Annotated in this window: 19 protein-coding genes; 17 read left to right on the top strand and 2 right to left on the bottom strand. The window is 43.3% G+C overall.

Annotated features, from left to right (window positions below):
- Positions 1-122 precede the first annotated feature (122 nt).
- Positions 123-1,289, bottom strand: a complete 1,167-nt coding sequence (locus SSV_RS11385; protein WP_072074846.1) for a CynX/NimT family MFS transporter — start codon at positions 1,287-1,289, stop codon at positions 123-125.
- Positions 1,290-1,327: 38 nt separating this feature from the next.
- Positions 1,328-1,849 (bottom strand): TetR/AcrR family transcriptional regulator, encoded by a 522-nt coding sequence (locus tag SSV_RS11380; RefSeq protein ID WP_072074948.1) that lies wholly within the window; start codon positions 1,847-1,849, stop codon positions 1,328-1,330.
- Between the two features lie 169 nt (positions 1,850-2,018).
- Here SSV_RS11380 and SSV_RS11375 point away from each other — a divergent pair, with 169 nt between their 5' ends.
- From SSV_RS11375 to SSV_RS11295, 17 genes are all read left to right on the top strand, one after another.
- Positions 2,019-2,912: a cation diffusion facilitator family transporter gene (locus SSV_RS11375; RefSeq protein ID WP_061603048.1), complete on the top strand. Its 894-nt coding sequence runs from the start codon at positions 2,019-2,021 to the stop codon at positions 2,910-2,912.
- Between the two features lie 1,125 nt (positions 2,913-4,037).
- Positions 4,038-5,720 (top strand): GspE/PulE family protein, encoded by a 1,683-nt coding sequence (locus SSV_RS11370; protein WP_002894193.1) that lies wholly within the window; start codon positions 4,038-4,040, stop codon positions 5,718-5,720.
- Between the two features lies 1 nt (position 5,721).
- Positions 5,722-6,786, top strand: a complete 1,065-nt coding sequence (locus SSV_RS11365) for a type IV pilus twitching motility protein PilT (protein WP_061595349.1) — start codon at positions 5,722-5,724, stop codon at positions 6,784-6,786.
- Between the two features lie 3 nt (positions 6,787-6,789).
- The gene (locus SSV_RS11360) at positions 6,790-8,016 is read left to right on the top strand and encodes a type II secretion system F family protein (RefSeq protein ID WP_002905626.1); all 1,227 of its coding nucleotides are present in this window, start codon (positions 6,790-6,792) and stop codon (positions 8,014-8,016) included.
- Positions 8,017-8,182: 166 nt separating this feature from the next.
- Positions 8,183-8,656, top strand: a complete 474-nt coding sequence (locus tag SSV_RS11355) for a prepilin-type N-terminal cleavage/methylation domain-containing protein (RefSeq protein ID WP_072074845.1) — start codon at positions 8,183-8,185, stop codon at positions 8,654-8,656.
- A 116-nt stretch (positions 8,657-8,772) separates the two neighbouring features.
- Positions 8,773-9,225 carry a prepilin-type N-terminal cleavage/methylation domain-containing protein gene (locus tag SSV_RS11350; protein ID WP_002905623.1) on the top strand — a complete coding sequence of 151 codons (453 nt, stop codon included), beginning with the start codon at positions 8,773-8,775 and terminating at the stop codon, positions 9,223-9,225.
- Positions 9,226-9,365: 140 nt separating this feature from the next.
- Positions 9,366-9,860, top strand: a complete 495-nt coding sequence (locus tag SSV_RS11345; protein WP_002905622.1) for a hypothetical protein — start codon at positions 9,366-9,368, stop codon at positions 9,858-9,860.
- 16 nt (positions 9,861-9,876) lie between these two features.
- The gene (locus SSV_RS11340; RefSeq protein WP_072074844.1) at positions 9,877-11,265 is read left to right on the top strand and encodes a prepilin-type N-terminal cleavage/methylation domain-containing protein; all 1,389 of its coding nucleotides are present in this window, start codon (positions 9,877-9,879) and stop codon (positions 11,263-11,265) included.
- A gap of 12 nt (positions 11,266-11,277) precedes the next feature.
- Entirely contained in the window at positions 11,278-12,738 is a 1,461-nt protein-coding gene (locus SSV_RS11335; RefSeq protein ID WP_002899605.1) for a type II secretion system protein, read from the top strand.
- Between the two features lie 43 nt (positions 12,739-12,781).
- A complete protein-coding gene (pilM, locus tag SSV_RS11330; protein ID WP_072074843.1) occupies positions 12,782-14,194 on the top strand; it encodes a pilus assembly protein PilM in 1,413 nt (470 codons plus the stop codon).
- Complete coding sequence (locus SSV_RS11325) at positions 14,194-14,775, top strand: PilN domain-containing protein (protein WP_002922896.1); 582 nt, start codon at positions 14,194-14,196, stop codon at positions 14,773-14,775. Before pilM ends, SSV_RS11325 begins: the two co-directional genes overlap by 1 nt.
- Entirely contained in the window at positions 14,759-16,345 is a 1,587-nt protein-coding gene (locus SSV_RS11320; protein WP_072074842.1) for a hypothetical protein, read from the top strand. Before SSV_RS11325 ends, SSV_RS11320 begins: the two co-directional genes overlap by 17 nt.
- A 289-nt stretch (positions 16,346-16,634) precedes the next feature.
- Positions 16,635-18,347, top strand: coding sequence for an SSA_2305 family type IV pilus system protein (locus tag SSV_RS11315; protein WP_441005781.1), 1,713 nt, complete (start codon positions 16,635-16,637; stop codon positions 18,345-18,347).
- A 55-nt stretch (positions 18,348-18,402) separates the two neighbouring features.
- Positions 18,403-19,491: a PRC-barrel domain-containing protein gene (locus SSV_RS11310; protein WP_072074840.1), complete on the top strand. Its 1,089-nt coding sequence runs from the start codon at positions 18,403-18,405 to the stop codon at positions 19,489-19,491.
- 7 nt (positions 19,492-19,498) lie between these two features.
- Complete coding sequence (locus tag SSV_RS11305) at positions 19,499-20,563, top strand: VanW family protein (RefSeq protein WP_002907537.1); 1,065 nt, start codon at positions 19,499-19,501, stop codon at positions 20,561-20,563.
- Positions 20,560-21,372, top strand: a complete 813-nt coding sequence (locus SSV_RS11300) for a prepilin peptidase (protein ID WP_176693614.1) — start codon at positions 20,560-20,562, stop codon at positions 21,370-21,372. The genes SSV_RS11305 and SSV_RS11300 overlap by 4 nt, the downstream gene beginning before the upstream one ends.
- A gap of 35 nt (positions 21,373-21,407) precedes the next feature.
- Positions 21,408-22,007 (top strand): glucosaminidase domain-containing protein, encoded by a 600-nt coding sequence (locus tag SSV_RS11295; protein WP_002894168.1) that lies wholly within the window; start codon positions 21,408-21,410, stop codon positions 22,005-22,007.
- Positions 22,008-22,150 lie beyond the last annotated feature (143 nt).

Below are 22,150 nucleotides of genomic sequence, written 5' to 3'. Positions count from 1 at the left end.
ACCAAGTCGTAGAAATTATGCGAGAGGATAGACACCAGAGCATTTAGAGCGGGATGTGGACCTGGAAGAGTGTCTCAACTATTGCAAAAACGCTTAGGATTTCTAAGCGTTTTTCGTCTATATTAGATCTTGTCAAACTTCTCAATGTAAAAGAGAGTTAGTGTCACGATGGCAGCCAAGCCAATGAGAATGAGGATGGCTGGAGTCCAGGAATGGAATAAATCAAAGCTGTATCCAAAGAGGCTAGGTCCAAAGGCGGCCAGAATATAACCACCAGTTTGGGCTAAGCCAGATAGCTGAGCGGTTTGTTCAGGAGTACTGGTTTTGAGCGAGAAAGTGACCATGAGGTAGGGGAAGAGGGCGCTGACGGACATACCGATTAGCAGATTGAGAATGAGCCAGTAGATAAAGGAATCTGTCTTGATCAGCAGCATGCCCAGACCAACCATACCAGTTACAGAAAAGAGAGCAATCATCCCCAAGCGTTTTTTAGCGGATAGACGCGTTGTCAGACTAGGTATCGTCATAGCCAAAGGAAGGCTGATAATCGAAAAGATAGAGGCTAAGAAACCAGTAGCATCATCGGAAAGTCCTGCCAACTGGCCAAGAGTCGGCAGCCAAGTGATAGCTGTGTAAAAGAGCAAGGACTGCAAGCCGCCGAAAACAATCAGAGCCCATACTCTAGGATTTTTTAGCAGGGAGCCCATTTGCTGCTCGCGATTTTTACTAGTCAGTTTGTGATTGTGCCGGCTGTTCGGCAGCCAGATTAAGCAGGCCAGTAAGCAGATAAAGGTCAGGACGAGAATCAGTCCTTTCCAGCCAGCTAAGCGGACAATAGGCGCGGCCAAGGGAGACATGACTGAGATGGCCAGTCCCATAGAAGTGATATAGAGTGTGGTTAAAAATCCAATTCTCTCTGGCTGATTGGCCTGAATAACATTAGGCAGGAGCACATTTAAGACAGCGATGGCAGCCCCTAGCATGATTGTACCTGCATAGAGTAGAGGCAGGTTAAAGATACGAATAAAAGAGCCCAGAGTCAGCACAATCATGGCTATGGTAAAGAGCTTTTCTAGGCCGACCTTTTGAGCCAGGCGTGGGGAAAAGGCTGAGCAGAGGGCAAACATGATCAAGGGCAGGCTAGTCAGCAGTCCCAGAGAGTTGACGGGAACTTGCAGCCCCTTAGCAATATCGCCCAGAACAACGGGCAGCACTGCAAAAGGTGCACGCAGGACAATCCCCACCGTCAGAATACCTGGAAGTAAAAATTTCGAATGTTGCTTTTTCATAAAGTTAAGTTTCCTCCTATATAAATATCAAAATAAAATCAGTCCATCAAATCCAGAAAATACTGGCTGATAACTGTTTCTGGCAATATTTTCTTTTGCTGAAGCCACCAGCTGACCGTCTCCACAAAGGTAGAGGTCACGTAATTTCTCAGAAAAGGCTCCGGCAGCTGAGATTTTTTCTGCAGGAGCTGCTCCTGAATCATCGGAAAGAGATAGTTTTCCAGCTCAATCTTTAAGCGATTGGTGAAATAGATATTTTTCGAAAGCAGCAAGGTCGCAATCTTATCCTGATTTTTTTGGAAATGCTGGAAAATATGTGTGGTTGCTTCAAAGAGATCCTTGCCGTCGTCGCGCTCAAGAAAGGTATGCTGAAAGAGGTCTTGGCAAACCTCCTCTAGCAAGGCTTCCTTAGTATCGAAATGGGCATAAAAAGTCGACCGGCCAACGTCTGCCAGGTCGATGATTTCTTGCACCGTGATGCTTTCATAGCTTTTTTGATGCAGCAGGTTGATAAAAGCTTGGTAAATAGCTGCGCGTGATTTCTTGACTCGTCTGTCCATAGTATTTCGGAACAAAAGAGCGGGATTGTTCAGTAACAGACAAAGCCCCTCAATTGCTTCTTGTTTCCTTTCTGAGAATAAGGGATAATAAAGATGAAGAAAACTGAACAAGGTGTTCCGTTTTGATTACATTATACTATAAATTTAGCCAAACTGAAAGGAGGCTGCCGTGAAATCTAGTAAAAATATGACCATCGCTTTTCTGTTAAACTTTTCCTTTGCCATTCTTGAGTTTATCTTTGGCTTCATGTTCAATTCCAGCGCTGTACTAGCCGACGCCGTGCACGACACGGGAGACGCGATGGCCATCGGACTTTCCACCCTTTTTGAAAAAATTTCTAATAAAAAAGAAGACAAGAAATATACTCTGGGCTACAAGCGCTACAGCCTTTTAGGAGCCCTTCTGACCTCGGTCATCTTGCTGGTCGGCTCGACCTTGGTGATTATTGAGAATGTACCCAAGGTCTTTGCGCCTGAAAAGGTCAATTATGACGGCATGCTGGTGCTGGGTATTTTCGCCATTATAGTCAATCTAGCAGCCAGCAAGGTGGTCGGTCATGGACATAGCCATGGACACAGTCATAATGAGTCTATTCTCAGTCTTCATTTTTTAGAGGACATTTTGGGTTGGGTGGCTGTTATTCTGGTCTCTATTGTTTTGCGCTTTACCGATTGGTATTTTCTAGATCCGCTGCTCTCCCTGCTCATTGCAGGCTTCATTCTCAGCAAGGCCCTGCCTAAGTTCTGGGAAAACATCAAGATCTTTCTGGATCACATCCCAAGCGATATTGATTTGAGCCAGCTTTATCAGGAAATTCTGGCGGTTGAAAACGTTCAGGCTATTACCCAGCTCAATGTCTGGACCACAGACGGTTTGGAAAAATTTGCCATGATCCATATCTGTCTTGAAAATCCAGACCTGCTGGCCGAGACCCAAGCCACCCTGCGTCAAGAACTGCAGGCCTACGGTATTACCAAAATCACTATTCAGACAGATAGTAGCTTGGAAGAGCATGAAGAGTGGTGTATAGGTGGAGAAGGCGATTTAAAACCTCATACTTAAATAGTACTACTATAAACTATATCTCTGCAGTCCGATATTTCGGGCTGTTTTTTCGTTTTGCAGTATAATTTCCATCACTTAACTGGTCCTATTCTTACGATTTTCTTCTTATTTAATTCCTCTATTTCCCTGTCTGAAAATTCTAGCTTTTTGATTTTGTGGTTTTTCTATAAAAAAATAGACAAGCTGAGTACATTGTGCATTTTTAGAGAGGTTTTCCATATAATAAAATGCAAATGTATTGACAATGCATTTTCTTTAGCATATACTATTGAGTAGGAAGAAACAGGCAAAGCTTGCTAAGCCTTGTCCTGAAGCGCCTTTCCTAAGCATATCGACTACCGATCAGAAGAAGACAGATGCTGTCACACTGTCCATCTGAAGGCTAGGGAGAAAGCGACAAGGAGGTGAAACACCTCAAAAAAATTGTAGCTTTTTAAACCCTAAAAAAGAAAAAAATCATTAAAAAAACGTTAGAAACGTTGATATAACAAGATTTTATCAAAGTTGAACATTTTTTTAAATGCAATCATTTTTTTCGAAGCAAACTTGTTGACAAGATGTCAATTATGTCATATACTGTGATAGGTAAATGTTTTTTAAAGCAAATAAAGCTTTTGTTCCTAGCATTTCCTACCAAAATATGCATATCGGTAAAAAGAAAAAACCATAAGACAAGAATTCTTATCTTATGGCACTGGCTGCTTGCTGATTCGGGTTAAACCAACTTCACACACACACGGTTTAACCTAAATCTCAAAGCATGAGAAATTTTGCAAGAGAACTTGCTTTGTATAGTATCTAAGAACGCAAGAACAAATGTTTTTGGCATCTGCTTTTTTGCGCCCCTTTTGACAAATCTAAAACTTCCTTTATCAATCTTAGGATTGTTTTAAGGACTGTTACTAGGTTTATCAAATGGAGATACTGCTCAAAGCATCTAACTTAAAACATTAAGTTTGGTTCTATTGGTAAATTTTCCATGTACTAGCCTAACTTAAAAAGCTTAAAGAAACCTTAAAGGAAACTTTAAGCGAGGGAGATTTTTTTAAGAAAGCTGTTATCTAATAACGCATAGAAAGAATTGAAGGATTTTTACAAAAAAATCACAGACAGGAGAAACAAATGGCACTAATCGCTATATTGGTTCAATTCAATCTGATAACGGCAGCTCAAAAAGAAGAAATTCTTCAAGATATGCCACAATCAAACATGCAGTTAGAGAGATATCTAATCAGCAAGGGCTATGTGACAGAAGAAGATATGCTGAAAGTCATGAGTTACTATTATCGTGTACCTCATGTCAATCTATCACAGTTTGTGATAGAAAAGGAAGCTGTCGAGAAGGTTTCAGAAAAAGTTGCTAAACGTCATGGATTGATTCCGATCTCTTTCACAGATGGGGAAGAGGGAGAAGAACCCAAGTTAGTAGTTGCGATGGCAGACCCAAGCAACTATATCGCCCTAGACGATGTTAAAATCGTTTCTAAGATGGCGGTAGAACCTTATGTAACTTTTCGGGATGATATTGAGAAGTATATCGATCAATACTATTCCAAAGGAGAAGAAGCCCAACAGGCAGCGACCGAAATCGAAGGTTTTAATGTGGATGAAGAGATCGTCGAAGAAGATCTCGAAATCAAAAACGCTCCGGTTGTACGTTTGATTGACTCGATTATCAGTCAGGCAATCAAGACGCGGACCAGCGATATCCATATTGAGCCCTTTGAAAAAGTTGTTCGTGTTCGTTTCCGGGTTGACGGAACCTTGGTGGAAAACATGCAGTTGAAAGCCAATGCTCACTCAGCCATTGCGACACGGATTAAGATCATGAGTGGTCTGGACATTGCCGAGCGACGGATTCCTCAGGATGGACGGATTGAAACAACCATCGACGGCAAAGAAGTCGACATGCGGGTTTCAGTCTTGCCTACTGTATTCGGTGAAAAAATCGTTATTCGGATTTTGAGCCGGAATGCAACCCTCCTCAGTAAAGAGGAGCTGGGATTCTCGCCGACCAATCAGAAGCTCTTCGAAGATATTCTTAAGGCGCCAGAAGGCATCATCTTGCTGACTGGTCCTACGGGAAGCGGAAAGACGACCACTCTCTACACAGCGCTCCGTGAGCTCAATGATGTAGGAAAAAATATCATCACTGTTGAAGATCCGGTTGAGTACCGATTGGAAGGGGTCAACCAAGTTCAGGTAAATAACAAAGCTGGACTGACCTTCGCGAGTGGTTTGAGAAGTATCCTGCGTCAGGACCCGGACATCGTTCTTTTGGGGGAGATTCGGGACGAAGAGACAGCTAGTATCGCGGTTCGTGCCGCTATCACTGGTCACGTCGTTCTCTCGACTATCCACACCAATGACACAGCTAGTACAGTCAACCGTTTGGTCGATATGGGCATCAAGCCTTATCTGGTCTCAACGGCGACTGTCGGTATTATCGCACAGCGCTTGATTAAGCGCATCTGTCCTAAGTGCAAGACTGAGTACACTGTAGAAACAAATGAACATGCAGGTATCGGTATTCACAAGGGAGACACCTTGTATCGCGGACGCGGCTGCAACTACTGCAGCGGTACGGGATACTATGGACGTATCGCTATCCACGAAATCATGGCAGTGACAAGGGAGATTAAATCACTAATTAATGATGGTGGAACAACAGCACAGCTTCGAGCAGAAGCTAAGAAAAATGGTATGCGAGACTTGGCGGAGGAGGCCATTGATATCGCAAAACAGGGGACTACAACGATTGAAGAAGCAATGAAGATTGCCTTTAGTCTAGAAGGGGAAGTTTAGGATGAATTTGGATGAGTTAATTAAGCAGGCGATTGAAGCGGGTGCATCAGATATCCACTTCACGGTTGGCGCAGAGCCAACCATGCGTCTGCACGGGAGGTTAACACAACTCAACAATACAATTTTGACCAACGAAGACACGGTTCGCTTCACCAAGCATATTTTAAATGAGAAGCAGATTGCTCATCTTTTAGAAGTTGGTGAAGTGGACTGTGCCTACGAGGTCGACAATGGCTATCGCTTGCGGGTCAATATCTTTAAGCAGAAAAACAACTGCGGGATTGCCTTGCGGGTCATTCCCAAGGATATTCCATCTATGGAATCTCTGGGATTGCCACCAGTTATCAAAAAGCTAGCTGAGAAACGCCGGGGTCTGATATTGGTTACCGGACCAACAGGAAGCGGAAAGTCAACGACCCTGGCAACCATGATCAACTACATGAACAGCTTGCGGGACGAGCACATCATCACGATTGAAGATCCGATCGAGTACATGCACACGCATAATAAGTGCTTGGTCAACCAGCGTGAGCTGGGAGCGGATACGCAGAGCTTCGGAAATGCCCTCCGCGGTGCCCTTCGTCAGGACCCGGATGTCATCCTAGTCGGTGAGATGCGGGATAAGGAAACGATTGAAATCGCTCTTCGTGCAGCGGAAACAGGTCACTTAGTCCTGTCAACCCTCCACACGGTTGGTGCCGTAAACACCATGGACCGGATTATCGACGTATTTCCAGCCGAGCAGCAGGAGCAGATCCGTGTACAGCTTTCCGCCGTTATGGAAGGCGTTGTATCGCAGCAGCTTATGCGTACAGCGACCGGCAAGGGTCGTGTAGCTGCCTTTGAAATCATGCTGGGAACTCCCGCTATTCGCAACCTCATTCGCGAAGGGAAGACCCACCAGCTGCTTACCCCAATCCAAACAGGCGCTCAGCTAGGCATGATTACCATGGACACTTCGCTCATGGGACTCTACCGTCGCAATGTTATCGACCAAAGAACACTGCTGTCCTACTCAGTGGATCGCGCTCAAGTCGAAAAAGCCCTAGGAATAGTGGGGTACTAGAGCATGACAGTATATGTTTGTAAATACTTAGACACTAGACAAGGGGTCGTTACACTAGAGGTGGACGCTCCTAACCGGACAGATGCCGTCAATCGGATCCGTCTCAAAGGTAAGCCTATTAGTGTCGAAGAAAAGGTCATGGGCTCTAAGGAGATTGTCCTTTTCCAAAGCAAGAAGATCAAGCTCAAGGACATATCGCTCTTCTGTAAGCAGATGTCGGTTATGCTGGAGTCAGGGATTCCCCTCAATAATGCGGTGGATATCCTAGAGCAACAGGCTACTTCAAAGAATCTCAAGTCTAGTCTTAAAATCGTCAGCAAGAGCCTAAAAGAAGGTAGTCAGCTGTCCAAGGCCATGCTGGATCAGGAAGGGATGTTTCCCGATCTCTTGATTCGTATGGTGCAGGCCGGTGAAAAGACTGGTAAGCTAGACGAGGTACTGGAAAAGATGTCTGAGCACTATAATAAAGAGCTCAAGACCAGCCGCCAGATTCGCGGAGCTATGATCTATCCCGCAGTCCTAGCCTTTCTAGCTGTAGGAGCAGTCTTGGCCTTACTCTATATCGTTATCCCAAGCTTCTCAGGAATCTTTGAGCAGAGTGGGATGGCCATGCCGCTACCGACGCGTATCGTACTAGCAGCTAGTAACTTTGTCCGCTCTTACTGGTATATTCTCTTCGGTGTGACGGGGATTCTGGTCTTCCTCTTCCTGCGCTATCGCAGTACAGAGGCAGGCCGCTACCAGCTGGACCGCCTCAAGCTTTGGCTGCCAGTCATCAAGGGGCCAATGCAGAAGATTGTTACTGCTCGCTTTGCCAGTACCTTGGCTATCCTGACCAGTGCAGGTATCCCTCTGGTCGAGGCTATTGAGTCTGCTGCTGCAACGACCAACAACGCTGTCGTCATTGAAAAGATGAAGATCGCTAATGAAGGTTTGCAAAAAGGGGAACGTCTGACAGGGATGATTACCTCAACAGGTCTCTTCCCGCCTATGATGCTCTCGATGGTTAAAATCGGTGAGGAGTCTGGGTCTCTGGAGTCCATGCTGGTCAAGACATCAGATTATTATGAAGAAGAGCTTGAAACAGCGATCAAGCAGTTGCTCTCACTCTTGGAGCCAGCCATGATCATCGTCATGGGGGTTATCATTGGAGGTATCGTTGCCTCTGTCATGCTGCCAATGTTTGAGCTTGCTCACGCTGTGGATGCAGGTGCTGAAACAAATCAATAATAGAAGCTTCAAGAAAGTTAGGATTCGCGGAGTAGTTGCTCTGCACAAAAAGTTAGGAAATCGTTCTGATGTTGGGAGTTTGTAGGGTCTCCCAGCTAGGAACAAAACAAATGCCCCTGTGGGCGAAAATAGTAAAAATTATGAAAAAACAGGAGATCTATTCAAAATGTTAAACAAATTACAAAAATTCCGTCAGGACTTGAAGAAAAAAGGTAAAGGTTTTACCTTGGTTGAGTTGATTGTAGTAATCATCATTATCGCCATCATCGCAGCTGTAGCGATTCCAGCTATCACTTCCTTCCAAGATAACGCTCGTAAGAGCCGTATCCAGTCTGAACACCGTGAGTTGGTATCAGCTATCCAGTCTTATATCGGAGCTCAGGACGACCCAACCAATCCAAGTGAAATCACTTTGGCAAAATTAGCACCATACATGTCTAAAAATGCAAAAAATGAAGATGGTATTGTAAACTCACTTGCTAAGGATAAAAGTGGAAATTCTAGCACAAGTGCACCAGGTTCTGCTCACCAAATCGACACTACTAACCATAAATTGATTTCTACCTTTACTCCAAGCAATGGAGGCCAAGCTACTGTTTTGACCTACGACTGGTCTGCTAATGGTGTAAACTCAAACTAATTGTCAAATCATCTAAATAAGATGTAGTAAAACCCTGCATTTGAGAAAAATAAAAAAGTTAGAAACTATGCTGCAGTTAAGCTGCTATATCATAAAAACATTAGGAGAAAATACATATGTTAAACAAATTGCAAAAATTCCGTCAGGATTTAAAGAAAAAAGGTAAAGGTTTTACCTTGGTTGAGTTGATTGTAGTAATCATCATTATCGCCATCATCGCAGCTGTAGCGATTCCAGCTATCACTTCCTTCCAAGATAACGCTCGTAAGAGCCGTATCCAGTCTGAACACCGTGAGTTGGTATCAGCTATCCAGTCTTATATCGGAGCTCAGGACGACCCAACCAACCCAGGTGAAATCACTTTGGCGAAACTGGCACCATACATGTCTAAAAATGCAAAAGGTGAAGATGGTATTGAGAAGTCACTGGCTAAAGATAAAAATGGTGCGGCTCACGTAATTGATTCGAATGCACACACACTAACTTCAACATTTACTCCAAGCGATAGCAAGGCTAAGGCAACCGTTTTAACATACAACTGGACCGAAGCTGGTGCTAATTCAAAATAATAACTTGAATTAATTTGAGTTATTCATTAGAAAATTAACTCTTATCCGACTGCTTTGGCAGTCGGATATTACCAAAGTAGTTGTCAGACTGTGACAACTATTTTGGCAATATCAAAAGAGAAAACTAGGAGATATTATCAATGAAAGGGAAACAAAGACAAGGGTCTACTTTGCCCATGGTTATTGTAACCATTGTGCTGTTGGTAGCTATGATTGGGATTTTGGCTTCTATCGTAGATACAGGGCAAAGCCAGACTCAACGAATGTATAACTATCTCAAAGCCAAGTACACAGCAACTTCTGGAACGCAGTTGGCTTGGGGTGCTTATCTAGACCCTGTTGACGGCAATCCATCATCGGTTTATGCAGAGTTTGACGAGCGGGCCCATAACGTGGATCCTTCAACAGAGCCGATTAAGTCAACCCATACCTTCAAAGATGGCAGTGTAGCAGAAATCGAGATGAATGGACAGCTCGTAGATGGCCTGACTGGTCCTGAAAATTATAATATCACGATTAAATCGAAGTCAAAATTAGCTGGCTCCAATGACTATTATGAGCATATTGTAACCTTTAACTTTGACACAAAAGGAATTCGCTCGGAAGAAGGACATTTGAGATCGGCACAGAAGTAAAAATAAATAGGTAGGAATGATGAAGCAAATAAAAAAAGGGTTTACCCTAGTCGAGATGATTATGGCTATCATGTTGATGAGCATGATAGCACTCATCATTGGTGTTATATTTAACACCATGTTTTCCAGCCGAGAATTGATCGAGCGTGAAGCGAGTATCCAAGCTGAAATGCGAACCTCCATGCAGTATGTGGATAGAACCGTTGGTAAGGCAACCTCAATCTTTATCCTGGATGACAGTAAGTTCAAAGGCTCCAAGCAAGGACTAACCAGAGAGTGGAGCTATATTGGTCTTTCTGCGGATGGTAAAAAGGTCATGAACTATGTCTGGAATAAGCAAAAACAGGACTGGGATGTCAGCGAGCTGGGAACCAAATCTCTCTACAATATGAAGTTGGACTTGGAGTTTAAGACAGAGGGCGCCTATCAGGACAACCGCTTGATTAGCTATAATCTGACCGGGAAATATCCAGATACCAATAACAAGTTAGGCATTGATACTGCTATATCAGCTCTCAATACTAAGCAGGTCTTCTCTAAAGTTGCTAAAGGCAAGAAAGGGATTGCTATTGCTTATCGAACTGACCCTATTCAAGGTCAGATGAATATTGCTGTTTCTTTTGTATTTGATACATCTGGTTCCATGGATTGGGATTTGCAGGGAAGAAATGTTAAAAAAACTGGTAATGAGAGTCGTATGGATATCCTACGAAAGAAATCCGTAATCATGATCAAGGACCTTGCGGAAATTGGGAATATTAGTGTGAACTTAGTGGGCTTCTCTACTTCAGCAAAATATATTCAACAAAATTTTTCTAATTTAGATAACGGTACAAATACTATTATAGCCACCATAACTAAACGTGAAAATTTAAACCCGGATGGTGTTACAAATCCAGGGGATGGACTTCGCTATGGGATGATTAGTCTGCAGTCTCAACCAGCTCAGCTTAAATATATAGTTCTATTGACAGATGGCATACCTAATGCTTATTTAGTAGATTCAAGGGCCTTGTACGCTGGCAATAGAGTAGATCTTAGCCAGGGAGCTGGTCGTGTAACTTTTAACAATCCTATTTATGATCTGTCCCCAACTTTAGGGTATGAGTACAGTCGTCTGGGCTATGATTTGTATTCTAGAGATTCCATAACGCGTGAAAACTCTATTGCTTATGCTGGAGAAGTGTCTAAAAAATTTGGCCTTGGTATTAAGCGGGTCAATGTGATTGGTTTTTCTGGTGTGAACCATGAAATCGCTTATGGTCAAAGCTTGACAGATAGGATTGGCGAGGGTGGTATGGAGACTAAATATGTATCAGCTACGAATGAAGAAGCTTTGCAAAAGACCTTTTCTGACATTAAAAAGCAAATTCAACAGGATTTGTGGTTTGTATCAGGGCCGTAGAAGGGAGCAGAGATGAAAAGATTAAAGAGACACAGAGGGATTACACTGGTCGAAGTCTTGGTTTCTCTGATTCTGATTGGAGTTATTGCGGCAGGGTTCTTGACCTTCTTTTCTGGGAGTTTTAATAATATTCTCCGTCAGCGAAGTCAGAATGCTATCAACTTTGATATTCAGGAGTCTTTCGAGAAACAACTGGCTGAAAGCAAGAAACACGAAGGTACAGGAACAGATATTGAAACCTTTACTTACCAAATCGGTAATGGAACCAAGCAGAGTATTGATGTAAAAGGTACAAATCTGTCTTATAATGATAGAATCAAAAAAATCCATCTTTTTGCTGCTAATGCAATCGAAACCCCTCTGGGACTTCCTGATATGAAGGTTACTATCCCTAGTGGGAAAAGGTATTATTATGCTGGTATGGGGATAACGACTCCCGGCGGCAAAGTAGATATAGCTGATAGTAAGAAAAAGAGTAAAACTAGGATTTACACAGAATCTGGATGGTTTCTAAGTGATCGTGCTATAGGACAAGGGGTGTCTGGCATTGTCCCAGTGGGAACGATAGGCCAAAAAGGCGACGGCACTATATCTCAGACGCTTTTTCCAGAAATGCCGACAGATTTTAAACAATTATCAAAGTTAGAAACCGGGATACATATTACAGATGATATGAGAGGGAAGTACCTGACTTTTGCTGCTCGAGCGATTAACTCTTATGGACGGGTAGGAAATTATCAGGAAGCAGACCGTATCTGGATTATGGGTCTGCCAGTTACACAGAACGTGCGTCTTCATACAGATGCCGACTTGGCTCTGCTTAAGAATGGAAATACTACCTCGCTTATACCAACGGATAATCAGTTACATACTAATACAGAAGTAAGAGATTATTTTAATGATGTTGTTTATGGTGCGACTATCCCTGTTCTGAATTATAAAGAGCCTGCAATTAACCAGACTCGACAGTTAATAGCACTTGATGGCCGTACGATGCAGTTTAGTAATCATAATTTTAATAATGGCTATACGACTTCTGTATTGATTGGGAATCGTCAGCAGACCGGACCGCTTCTAACCTATAAACTAGATGATACACTAACTTGGGGGATTAATCTGGAAAATGACGGTAGAATTGCTATTAAAACAGTAGATACAACTACAGCTAATAACGGTGGTCAGGAATATATACAAAATGTTAAGTTAGACTATAGTAATGATAATTCTATACAAGTGCGTAGTGCTGCGAAGAATGGCTCTTTAGGGATTGAAATTTTTATCAATGGACAATCAGTCTATAATAAAACAGTTTCGCTGACCAGAAACAGAACGACGCATAATATTAGTAGTGGTCAGATTATCTTTGGTGGCAATACTTACATTAATGAGTTTGCAGTTTATACTGAAAGTCTGAATAACAGCAATATACAAAAACTTGCTGAATACTTCCGCGATAAGTATAAGGCAAGCTAATAGTGAAATAGTTTTTAGGAAAAATAAGGGAGATTAGGAGATTATGGCAAAAAATATGTTTTCGTCCAAGGGGCGCAGAAGAGCTCTGGACGAAGAAGATAATGAGAAAAAAGGCTCATTTTTAGGAAAATTAAATAAACCGCTCTTCTCATCAAAAGGGAAACATAAAGAACACTTATCTATTCAAGGAGTTCAGATCAAGTCAGATCGTCAAGAAGACTTTGACGATGAGGAAAAGTCAACGGCAAAAGGGAGCTTCTTAACCAAGCTCAACAAGCCGCTCTTTTCTAAGAATAGTGGCAGTGATGATATGCCGGCTAAGTCTGGTAATCGCTCGCTCTTTGCTAAGAAAGGCAGTGGTGCGGCGAGCCAACCGGTCACTAGAATGCATGCACCTTACACGATGTTTGGCAAGCCAATTAAGGGCAATCTGATGGCCATTGACTTCACTGACGAATCAGTCTATCTGGTTGTTGCTAGACAAAAGCGCAATGAACTGGAGATTATCAAGATGGCATCTGCTAATCTGCCAGAAGGTGTTGTACTGAATAGTGAGATTATCGACCCGATTACTCTCAAAAATATTATCAGTGACCTAATGGAGCAGCATGCGATCACTGCTAAGTACGCTTTCTTTGCTCTGGGCAATACCAATATCATCGCCCGTTCGGTTGATGTGGCAGCTAGTGTGCAGAATGATGAGGATATTGAGGGCTTGGTATCTTACGAGCTCCAGCAATATCTGGATATTGATCCGACTTCTTATGTTATCCAGTTCCAAGAGCAAGAGTCTAATTCAGCTTTTCCGCTTGATGAAGATACTCGCTCACTCATGGTCTATGCTGTGCCAAAAGGCGTGGTAGAGCAATATCTGGGCTTGGCTGAGAATTTGAAGCTGACACCTTATGTCTTTGACCTTCAGTCTAATACCTTTGAAAAATGGCTGGAACGCGTACAAGCGATTAACAATCGTGCCAAGAAGCTGACCAAGGAAAATGTCGGCATGGTACATCTGAGCAAGAGCTTCATTGGTGTTTATCTCTACTCAGAAGGCAAGTTTGTGACCAGCAACTATCTCAATCGTGGCTACAAGGACATCCTGAGCTATGCAGACGATGCTAGTCTTTTGCAGAAGCTTCCAGCAGTGGCTTCAGATGATCTGGATACAGGTCTCTTGAAGAGGGCCTTGGATGAGTGGGTGGCTGATGCTAAGAACCACATTCTCAATACTGAAAATTTCTTCAGCGGATCAACCGGTCTCAACATTGACAGTTTCTATGTCTTTGGGGACCAGGACATCTGTTGGCAGTTGGCATCTATTTTGAAGCAGAACATGAATCGGGAATTCATCTCAATTGATAATGTAGATTATGAGAATGTACTGTGGGAAGGTTCTGCCGAGTTTAATGCGGAGTTCATTCCGGCTACAGCCATGTTGATTAGGAGAGCGAACTAATGCGGAGAGATTTAAACTACTTTTCAAAATATCATGTGGCACCGGCTAAGGCTAGTCCACTGAAACTTGCTGCTATTTCCGCTTTTGCTGGGATTGTAGCGATTATGATTGTGCTGATTGGCTTCTTCCAGTTTAGCGCTATGCACCTCCAAGGCGAGATTGACCGTGCGGAGCAGACGCTCAAGAGTCCAGAAATGGCTCAAGAGCTGAAGGCAGTCTCTGAGACTGAAGATAAGATTGTAACGGTCAAGAATGACGAGCTTCTCTTTACAAGCCTAGAAGGCGACTTCCGCCGCCTGCACCGAGTAAACAAAGCCTTTATGGACTTCCTTAATAAAAACGTGACACGGAACCTGGTCTTTGACGATATCAAGATTAATAACGACAATGTAGAAATCAATGGTTCGTCTCAAGAGCATCTTTCTATCGCTAAGTTTGAGGAAGAGCTTCGTAAGTCTGAGAAGTTTAACCATATTTTTGTGGATAACATTACTCGCGAGGAAAAGGATAACAATACAGTGTACAAGTTTAACATTAAAATTTTGACGAAGGATGTAGATTTCAATGAAGAGCAAAAATGAGAAAGAAAAGAAAAAAATCCTGAGTAATTTAAATGAGCGTGACAAGAAATTGTTGGCCTGTGTCGGAGGAGTAGCGGTACTTGCTGGTGGAGGGTATCTGGTAACAAATTCTTATACACGGATGGCGCAGTTAGCTGAAGAACATGCAACTATCTCGACAGAGTTGGAAGGCAAGAATGCCAAGATTAGTCAGAGGAAGTCTCTTACCAAACAGCTCCAAACTTTGAATGCTAAGACTCTGGATCAGGCTAAGAAATACTATGGTACGACCAATCAAGGGGAGTTCATCTTCTTGATTGACAAGTTGGTCAACGAAAGCGGTATTAAATTCAAGTCTGTCAACTACACTGAGAGCACAGAGTTGGAACTCCAGCAGGAGGGATTGGCTGCGACTTCGTCCAAGGGGCAAAACTCCAACTCTTCTGATACGACTGGCAGCTCAAGCTCGAATGAGACATCTTCTTCATCCAGTACGACCTCTAGTTCGTCTGGTACATCGTCTTCATCGTCAACAAGCAGCAGCTCTTCATCAGACGCCAATACTGCAACAACAACTGCAGCTAACACAGCGACACCAGGGAACGGAACGACCAATAATACTAACATCACGCAGATGACAGCAGACATTGAGTTCGAAGGAACTTATACACAGGTTCTGAAATTGTTGGAATTGATTGATGGCAATCAACAAAAAATCGTTTCCAGTGAGCTGGAATTGGGCGGAAAGAAAAGCCTATCTAGCACGGAGGAAAACAAAAACCCTGATCTGACCAGCGGTAAAATCAAGCTGCGTTTCTATCAGGTTAAAGACGTTGAGCGCTATGTGACCTTAGAGAGCAATGTCGATAAGACACCGATTCAGTTTGCTAACTGGCAGTCTCCATTTGCCATTCCGACTTGGCAGGCAGGTTCTATATCTGTAACGACAGCTGGTGGCGGCACTGATGCAACTGGCAATAAGGGCAGTTTGGGGGGCGCAACAACCAATACAACTAGCAGCGCGAATGCTAACAGCAGTACCAATCTGGCTCCATCTTATCTGGAGCAGCTTAGCACTCAGTCTAGTCGGAACGATGGTCTGTCAGCTTATTACAATTCATCAACTATCTACCGCTTCGAGTCACCTCTTAAGCTGACTCAGTCAGGCGGCAGCAATCAGTATGATGTGACAGTTGACAATACGGACTTCCTAGAGGGTTCAGGTTCCAACGTGGTTAAGATTCCAGCAACCAAGTCTTCTACCATGTATGAAATGGAATTTGCAGCACCGTATGTATCCTTGAACAATAAGCCGGATGCTATCAGCTTCTCTCTATCTCTGTCTAATCAATGGCAGGGCAAGATTGGCTTGATTGTCAAGAATGCCAGCGGTCAGAAGATTTATCTTCACGTCATTCGTCCTAACAGCTGGACTGGCTGGCGCGAAGTTAGCTTCGATCCTGAAAACATTCCAGGATTCAGCTATCCAATGACTATTGTGGGTTACTACTTTGAAACTCCTAGCGGAGAAAGTCCTGAAACGACTATGAAGCTGGATAACCTATCTGTGAATAACTTGGTGGTTAGCTAAAACACTTTGAAAAAATACCAAATAAGTCTATGGTTTAAAATTTGAAGAGCATGACTAAATTTTTTCTTAAAAAAATGCTAAAAACCAAGTTATTAGACTAGTATTCACGGTGCATTTATAGTAAACTAAAACATAGAGATATTTGAAGTATAATACAAGCAAACTCAGAATAGACGCCCGAGTCTATTTTGGGTTTTAATGGAGTTTATGGAAAAACAAAATCAAGACTGGTTTTGCATTGAAAAAGTTTAATATCATTTAGAAAGTGGGGGGTGTCGAAAATATTCAAATGGCATATTTTTTACCTTTTGGAGCAGGGCTTATAGCGCTGCATACGATTAGCATTTTATTTGTTTCTAGGATTTCTTTAATAAAGCGCCTTTTTCTCGTAGTATGGGTCATGCTATTTGCGATTGGTGCTCCATTCCTCTTTCAACAAGTTCCCGGCATAGCCTTTGTTGGACTCTGTGCCTTGGCCTTGGCTGTCTATATGGTGCTGCTCTTTTCACAGGAGCTAGCTCCGGTCAAGAAAAAAGCAACTGCTTCTACGCGAAGCAGAAGCCAGAAGCATGCTAAGATCTCGCGGAAGAAAGTGGAAGCTAAGGAAGCAAGCTTGTCAATCGCTAGAGATTTGAACTTTTCCAATGCTTCAACCGGTGGGATGAGAAAGGAAAGTAAAGAAAGGGTTCAGGCTGAGGAAAGTCCGGTAAGGCAGAGAGTATCTGCTTCTGGCCGCACCTTGGCAGAGCGTTCAATCAAAAAGGATATGACAAGATTTGAGAAAGTAAAACCTCTCTACCCAGTTGATAATTTGGCTACGGCTCCTGCCTTTGGAGAGTACGAGCCAAACAGTCAGCTAGCGGCAGCTGAGGTCGGTATGGTGGGTATGGAACACAGCTCACAAAAAGCCAATGATGAATTTCTGCAGTCTCTGCTTCATCATCGCAAGGGCTCTACTAAGATTAAGGTGGCCAACTCTATGATTCAGCCTACGGAAGCAAATGCAGCCGGCAATCAAGGCTATACAGATATAGATGATCCAGCCTTTGAGACTGCTGTTCTGTCTAAGATTAGACCGATGTCCTATACGGAGTCTAGCTATGGCAACTTCAGACCGCAGGCGGTTGAGGTGACAGGTGTTGTTTCTCAAGATGAGGAAGAATTCTTTACTGAGCAAGAACAAGCTCAGCAGCCAGTGGCAGAAGAAGTAAGCAACAGCCTGGAAGATGTTTTTGCTGCTACGGGAGATATCAAGCCAGTTAGAGCAGAAGAGTCAAGAACAGCAAACAGCTTAGAATCTCTCTTCTTTGCTGACTCAGACACTGAGCCACAAGCTAAAATGGATTCCGCCTTCAGTCAAGCTGCATCAGAGCCAGAATTTTCTGCTTCTGAAGAGTCTATGGTTAGCCGTGATCGCGCTGATATTCAGGGTTATCAAGATATTCTCAGCCAGATTCAGCATGATTTGCTGGGATCTGAAGAGGAAGATTTAACTGCTGAAGTCGCAGAGACTTGGGAGGAAGAAAGTAGCTTCGAACCTGCATCAGAAACGTTTGAGTTTGAAGCAGCCGCTGAACCAGCAGTTGTTCAATCAGTTTCTGAAGACGCACTTTGGACACAGGCTGAGCCTATCCAAGAAGCAGTTGCAGATGAAACAGAAGAAGACTTGCTCAAGGGAATTGCTGACATCCTCAAAGCTGAGGAAGCACAAGTCAAAGCTGCTCCGGTCGTTCCGGCTACAGATGAGACAGAAGAAGATTTGCTTCAGAAAATCACTGACATCCTCAAGGCTGAGGAAGCGGCAGAAGCAAGACCAGCTGCAGCAACTGCGGGAGATAAAGAAGTCTATTTCCAATTCCTCCTACTGGAAAGTCAGGAATTATTGGCTTCTAATGCAGTTCAAGAAGCTGAGAACTATCTGAAAGAAATTGTCCAAGGCAGTTCAGATCAAAATCTTCGTCAAGAAGCGTTCAACATGCTGGACAAAATCGTGAAAAATTAATACTATATAAACATACAATTGATTGTAATCAATTAGAAGGGTTTTAGGGGAAATTATGAAAAGTTGTAAAACAATCACAGGGACCGTTGTCATTGAGATTGAAAAAGGGATGGGACTGGGTGAAGTCCATGAAGTCTTTGTTGACGAGGGGGTCAATCTGACTTTTGTCATTAAGTCAAAGCAGTCTGAACAGCCTTTTGCCTTGCTGTCTAGCAAGAACATCCAAGGCATCGGTGACTTTGCGGTCATGGTAGAAAATAGCTCAGTTTTTCAAGAGTTGGAAGAGGCTGATCTGAAGGTCTTGAACGACAAGCAGGGTAGCGTCTTTGACGAAATTGTTATCACAATTGATGGAAACAAGGTGGGAACTGTTGTTGACTATCATATTGACGAAAAGAATGAAATTGGTTACTTGGTGGTTAATTCTGAAGATGCCAGCGAGGAAATTCAGATTCCTAAATCACGCATCTTGATGATTGGTAAAGAGTATATCATCCTCAATGATGAAAAAAAGACAGCTCCTCATCTTGAAGCAGATGTAGAGATGGGCCGTCTGGCTGCAGCAGATCTGCTCCATGAGACTGAAGCTGCAAAACCTGCCGAAAAAATTGAGGAAGTAGTTGCTGAAGCACCTGTATTCGAGCCAGTTGTAGATGAAAAAGTAGATGTAAAAGAAGAAGTTGCGACAGATTTGACAGAGGCCTTGGCTGCTGTAGGTCTGGGAGCTGCTTCTCCTGAGTTGGAGTTTTCTGAAGCAGTCGTAGAGACAGCAGAAGAACCAGAAGTTCAAGACTTGGTACAAGAAACAACAGCTCCAGCTGAAGAAGAAGTTGAAGAAACAGATGCAGCGCTGAGTCTGGATGCTGCTTTGGAAGAAGTATTGGCAGCTCCTGCTGAGGAAGTAGAAACAACTATCAGCACAGCTCCAGTTGCTGAAGAAGAGTCAGCAGCAAAGAAAGCTGTTAACGATTTTATCGATCGGCAAAAACGTCTTCTAGTAGGCAAAACACTGCAAAAAGACCTTGTTAATGCAGATGGAGGAGTTATCCTGAATGCCGGAGATACTGTTTCAGATGACATCATTGATTTTCTTCGCCGTATCGACCGTAAATTCCTTATCCGCTTAGCTGAATGCGTAGTATAAGGTTGGGATGAGATTCATGTCAAGAAGAAAAAGAAAGGTTTCATCAAAATATCAAAAACTACTTCCAGCAGCGACACTTGCTGCCTTTCTGCTGGGTAGTTTATTTTATGTCATTTTTGTCTTTAATCCAACGATTGACCTGAGTATCAATGGCCGCCCCTCTATGAAGGTTCGCTCTCGGAGCGAAGCTGAGATTGAAGTTTACAGAGAACTGCCCTATAAGGCTACATTTCAGCTGTCTACGGGGCAACACTTCTCTGTAGATATGCGCTTTTTAGGACTGAGCTATTTCACAGAAGAAGAGCTTAAGCGGCTGGATAATATCTCAGCCAAGACAGTCTGGGATAAGTTTACACCGTTTTTCGATACCAAGGAAAATCTACAGATTTCCATCTATCCTAACCGTCTTTTTTGGCTTAGACCTTTAAACGATGTCTTAGCTGCCCATCCTGATGTTCTCAGTCAGCTTCCAACGACCAATCATCTGGTCATGGATGGTGAGTCTAATGTAAAGGTGGGAGACAAGTCTAATGGCTATAAGATTGACCCTGCTGCTTTTATCCAAGCATCTGAGGAGATTGCCAAGACTGGTAAATTTGATGATGTCAAGGTTGAGAGCACGCCTGTTGAAGCAGAAGATCAGAGTGAACTTCTGAGCCAATATACGCACTTTATAGAGCGTAAGGAAGTACCACTGCCGACCAACGCTGCCCAAGCTCAAAACATGAAGACAGCTTTTTACAAGTTGCAGAATGTTTACTTGGCTCCTGGCGAGACCAAGTCAATCTCAGAGTTGTTGGGTGCTTTGAATGCGGAGTCTGGCTATCTTCCAGTCAAGGACAAGGATAATAAAGAAGTTTACGGTCAGGGTGCTGAGCAGATTATAGATGCCATTCAGCAGCTCGCCTTTTCACGGACCAATGTTATTTCCTATCGAGGACAGTATTTCAACATTGGAACGCCGGCTGAAGGTTTGACCGAATTGACCATTCAAAACAATACAGAAACAGATATGGTATTTTCATTAAGTTTGGAGGAGGGGCAAGTATCCATTATTCTGGCATCTAAGTGATACTCAAGGGAAGTCTAAGTTTGACACCGTCATCTGAGACTTTCAAAGAGTATAAAAAGGGAAAAATTATGATTGCAAGTTTAGTATTTATATTAGGTGTCGTATTTGGGAGCTTTTTCAATGTCGTCATCTACCGCGTACCGCTGGAAAAGAGCATTGCCAAAGGTCGGTCTATGTGTCCGTCCTGCGGTCATGTCTTGACTTCGGTGGAGCTGATTCCGGTTGTGTCGATTATCATGCAGGGCTTTAAATGCAAGCACTGCAAGGAGCCGATTTCACCGCGCTATCTCATTGTGGAGCTCCTGACGGGCCTGCTCTGGCTGGCCTCTTATCTGATCTTTCAAGATCAGGGGCCGTGGATGGTTGTTTCAGCCTGCCTCTTAGTGTCGCTTTGTCTCATTATCGGCTATATCGATTTTGATACTCAGTACATCTCGGACTCGGTTCTGCTGGTTTTCTGGCTGGGCCGCATGGCTGTTACGTTTTTTACCAATGAGTTCAATTGGGACTTACTCCTTTCGCTGCTAGTCGGCGCTGGTCTCTACTCTCTTATTTATTTTGGGGCCAAGGCTTATTACAAGAAAGAGGCTTTCGGGATGGGAGACATTCTCTACTTAGCTGCTCTGAGCAGTTGGTTTAGCCCCTTGAATACGCTGATTTTGGGATATGGTTCTTTCTTTGTGGCTGGAGCGATTCTCTTAATCGCAACCATCTTTAAGAAATTCAAATTTAAGTTGAAAGAAGAAGTCCCTTTTGGTCCTGCTATGAGTATCATGGCGGTCATCCTATATTTCTGGGGAGGAATTTAGGAAACCAAAAGCGACAATAGAAATGGATAGAAAAAATGTTTAGGAAGAAAAAAGTTATCATAGCATTAGCGACAGCTACTGTCCTTTCGGGCAGTGTGCTGCCTGTCAGCCGCCTAGCGGCAAATGAAAAGGCCAGTCTGGATCCATCTTTAGTGCAGGTGTCAGATCAGTTTCAGGCCAAGAAAACAGGAGCAGTCGTCTTTTCAGAAGATGTAACAGTGCCAAGCACAGTGTCAGCCGATTTCATTGATAGTCGTCTGGCTGGCACACCGATGGCTGGATTGGGAAAAGCTTTCAAAAAAGCAGAGAAAGATCATGGAGTTAATGCAATTTTTCTCGTAGGGCTGGCTATTCACGAATCGGATTACGGCCGCAGTCAGATTGCTCAGGCCAAGCACAACCTGTTTGGTTTCATGGCTTATGACTCCAGTCCTTTTTCCAGTGCAGGAAATTTCGCAACATTTGACGATGGTATAGATACCGTTGCCCGCTATCTTAGCGAGCACTATCTCAAGCCTGGCGGTCAGTTCTACAATGGTAAGAGCATGGCTGCTATCAATGTAAGATACGCATCTGACAAAACTTGGTCAAGCAAGATTATGATTCGTATTCGAAATTTTTTGAAAAAAGGTTAAGGAGGCTGGGACAATCGTGTCTCAGCTTGCTTTATTATAGAAAGAATTTCTTTTGGTGAGGCGACTGACGGGGTTTTTCTTGCTCTTTGGGGCTCTAAAAATTCCTAATCATCCTCACGGGACTAAATAATAAAAAACTTGCT

It is taken from the genome of Streptococcus sanguinis (assembly GCF_001078705.1).
Classification (GTDB): Bacteria; Bacillota; Bacilli; order Lactobacillales; family Streptococcaceae; genus Streptococcus; species Streptococcus sanguinis_D.
The sequence above is the reverse complement of the archived record's forward strand: the minus strand, read 5'-3'. Positions and strand labels throughout refer to the sequence as shown.

Excerpts from the sequence above, each read along its gene's own strand:
- SSV_RS11385 (WP_072074846.1), bottom strand. The coding sequence starts at position 1,289 with ATGAAAAAGCAACATTCGAAATTTTTACTTCCAGGTATTCTGACGGTG.
- SSV_RS11380 (WP_072074948.1), bottom strand. The coding sequence starts at position 1,849 with ATGGACAGACGAGTCAAGAAATCACGCGCAGCTATTTACCAAGCTTTT.
- SSV_RS11370 (WP_002894193.1), top strand. The coding sequence starts at position 4,038 with ATGGCACTAATCGCTATATTGGTTCAATTCAATCTGATAACGGCAGCT.
- SSV_RS11365 (WP_061595349.1), top strand. The coding sequence starts at position 5,722 with ATGAATTTGGATGAGTTAATTAAGCAGGCGATTGAAGCGGGTGCATCA.
- SSV_RS11360 (WP_002905626.1), top strand. The coding sequence starts at position 6,790 with ATGACAGTATATGTTTGTAAATACTTAGACACTAGACAAGGGGTCGTT.
- SSV_RS11355 (WP_072074845.1), top strand. The coding sequence starts at position 8,183 with ATGTTAAACAAATTACAAAAATTCCGTCAGGACTTGAAGAAAAAAGGT.
- SSV_RS11350 (WP_002905623.1), top strand. The coding sequence starts at position 8,773 with ATGTTAAACAAATTGCAAAAATTCCGTCAGGATTTAAAGAAAAAAGGT.
- SSV_RS11345 (WP_002905622.1), top strand. The coding sequence starts at position 9,366 with ATGAAAGGGAAACAAAGACAAGGGTCTACTTTGCCCATGGTTATTGTA.
- SSV_RS11340 (WP_072074844.1), top strand. The coding sequence starts at position 9,877 with ATGATGAAGCAAATAAAAAAAGGGTTTACCCTAGTCGAGATGATTATG.
- SSV_RS11335 (WP_002899605.1), top strand. The coding sequence starts at position 11,278 with ATGAAAAGATTAAAGAGACACAGAGGGATTACACTGGTCGAAGTCTTG.
- pilM (WP_072074843.1), top strand. The coding sequence starts at position 12,782 with ATGGCAAAAAATATGTTTTCGTCCAAGGGGCGCAGAAGAGCTCTGGAC.
- SSV_RS11325 (WP_002922896.1), top strand. The coding sequence starts at position 14,194 with ATGCGGAGAGATTTAAACTACTTTTCAAAATATCATGTGGCACCGGCT.
- SSV_RS11320 (WP_072074842.1), top strand. The coding sequence starts at position 14,759 with ATGAAGAGCAAAAATGAGAAAGAAAAGAAAAAAATCCTGAGTAATTTA.
- SSV_RS11315 (WP_441005781.1), top strand. The coding sequence starts at position 16,635 with ATGGCATATTTTTTACCTTTTGGAGCAGGGCTTATAGCGCTGCATACG.
- SSV_RS11310 (WP_072074840.1), top strand. The coding sequence starts at position 18,403 with ATGAAAAGTTGTAAAACAATCACAGGGACCGTTGTCATTGAGATTGAA.
- SSV_RS11305 (WP_002907537.1), top strand. The coding sequence starts at position 19,499 with ATGAGATTCATGTCAAGAAGAAAAAGAAAGGTTTCATCAAAATATCAA.
- SSV_RS11295 (WP_002894168.1), top strand. The coding sequence starts at position 21,408 with ATGTTTAGGAAGAAAAAAGTTATCATAGCATTAGCGACAGCTACTGTC.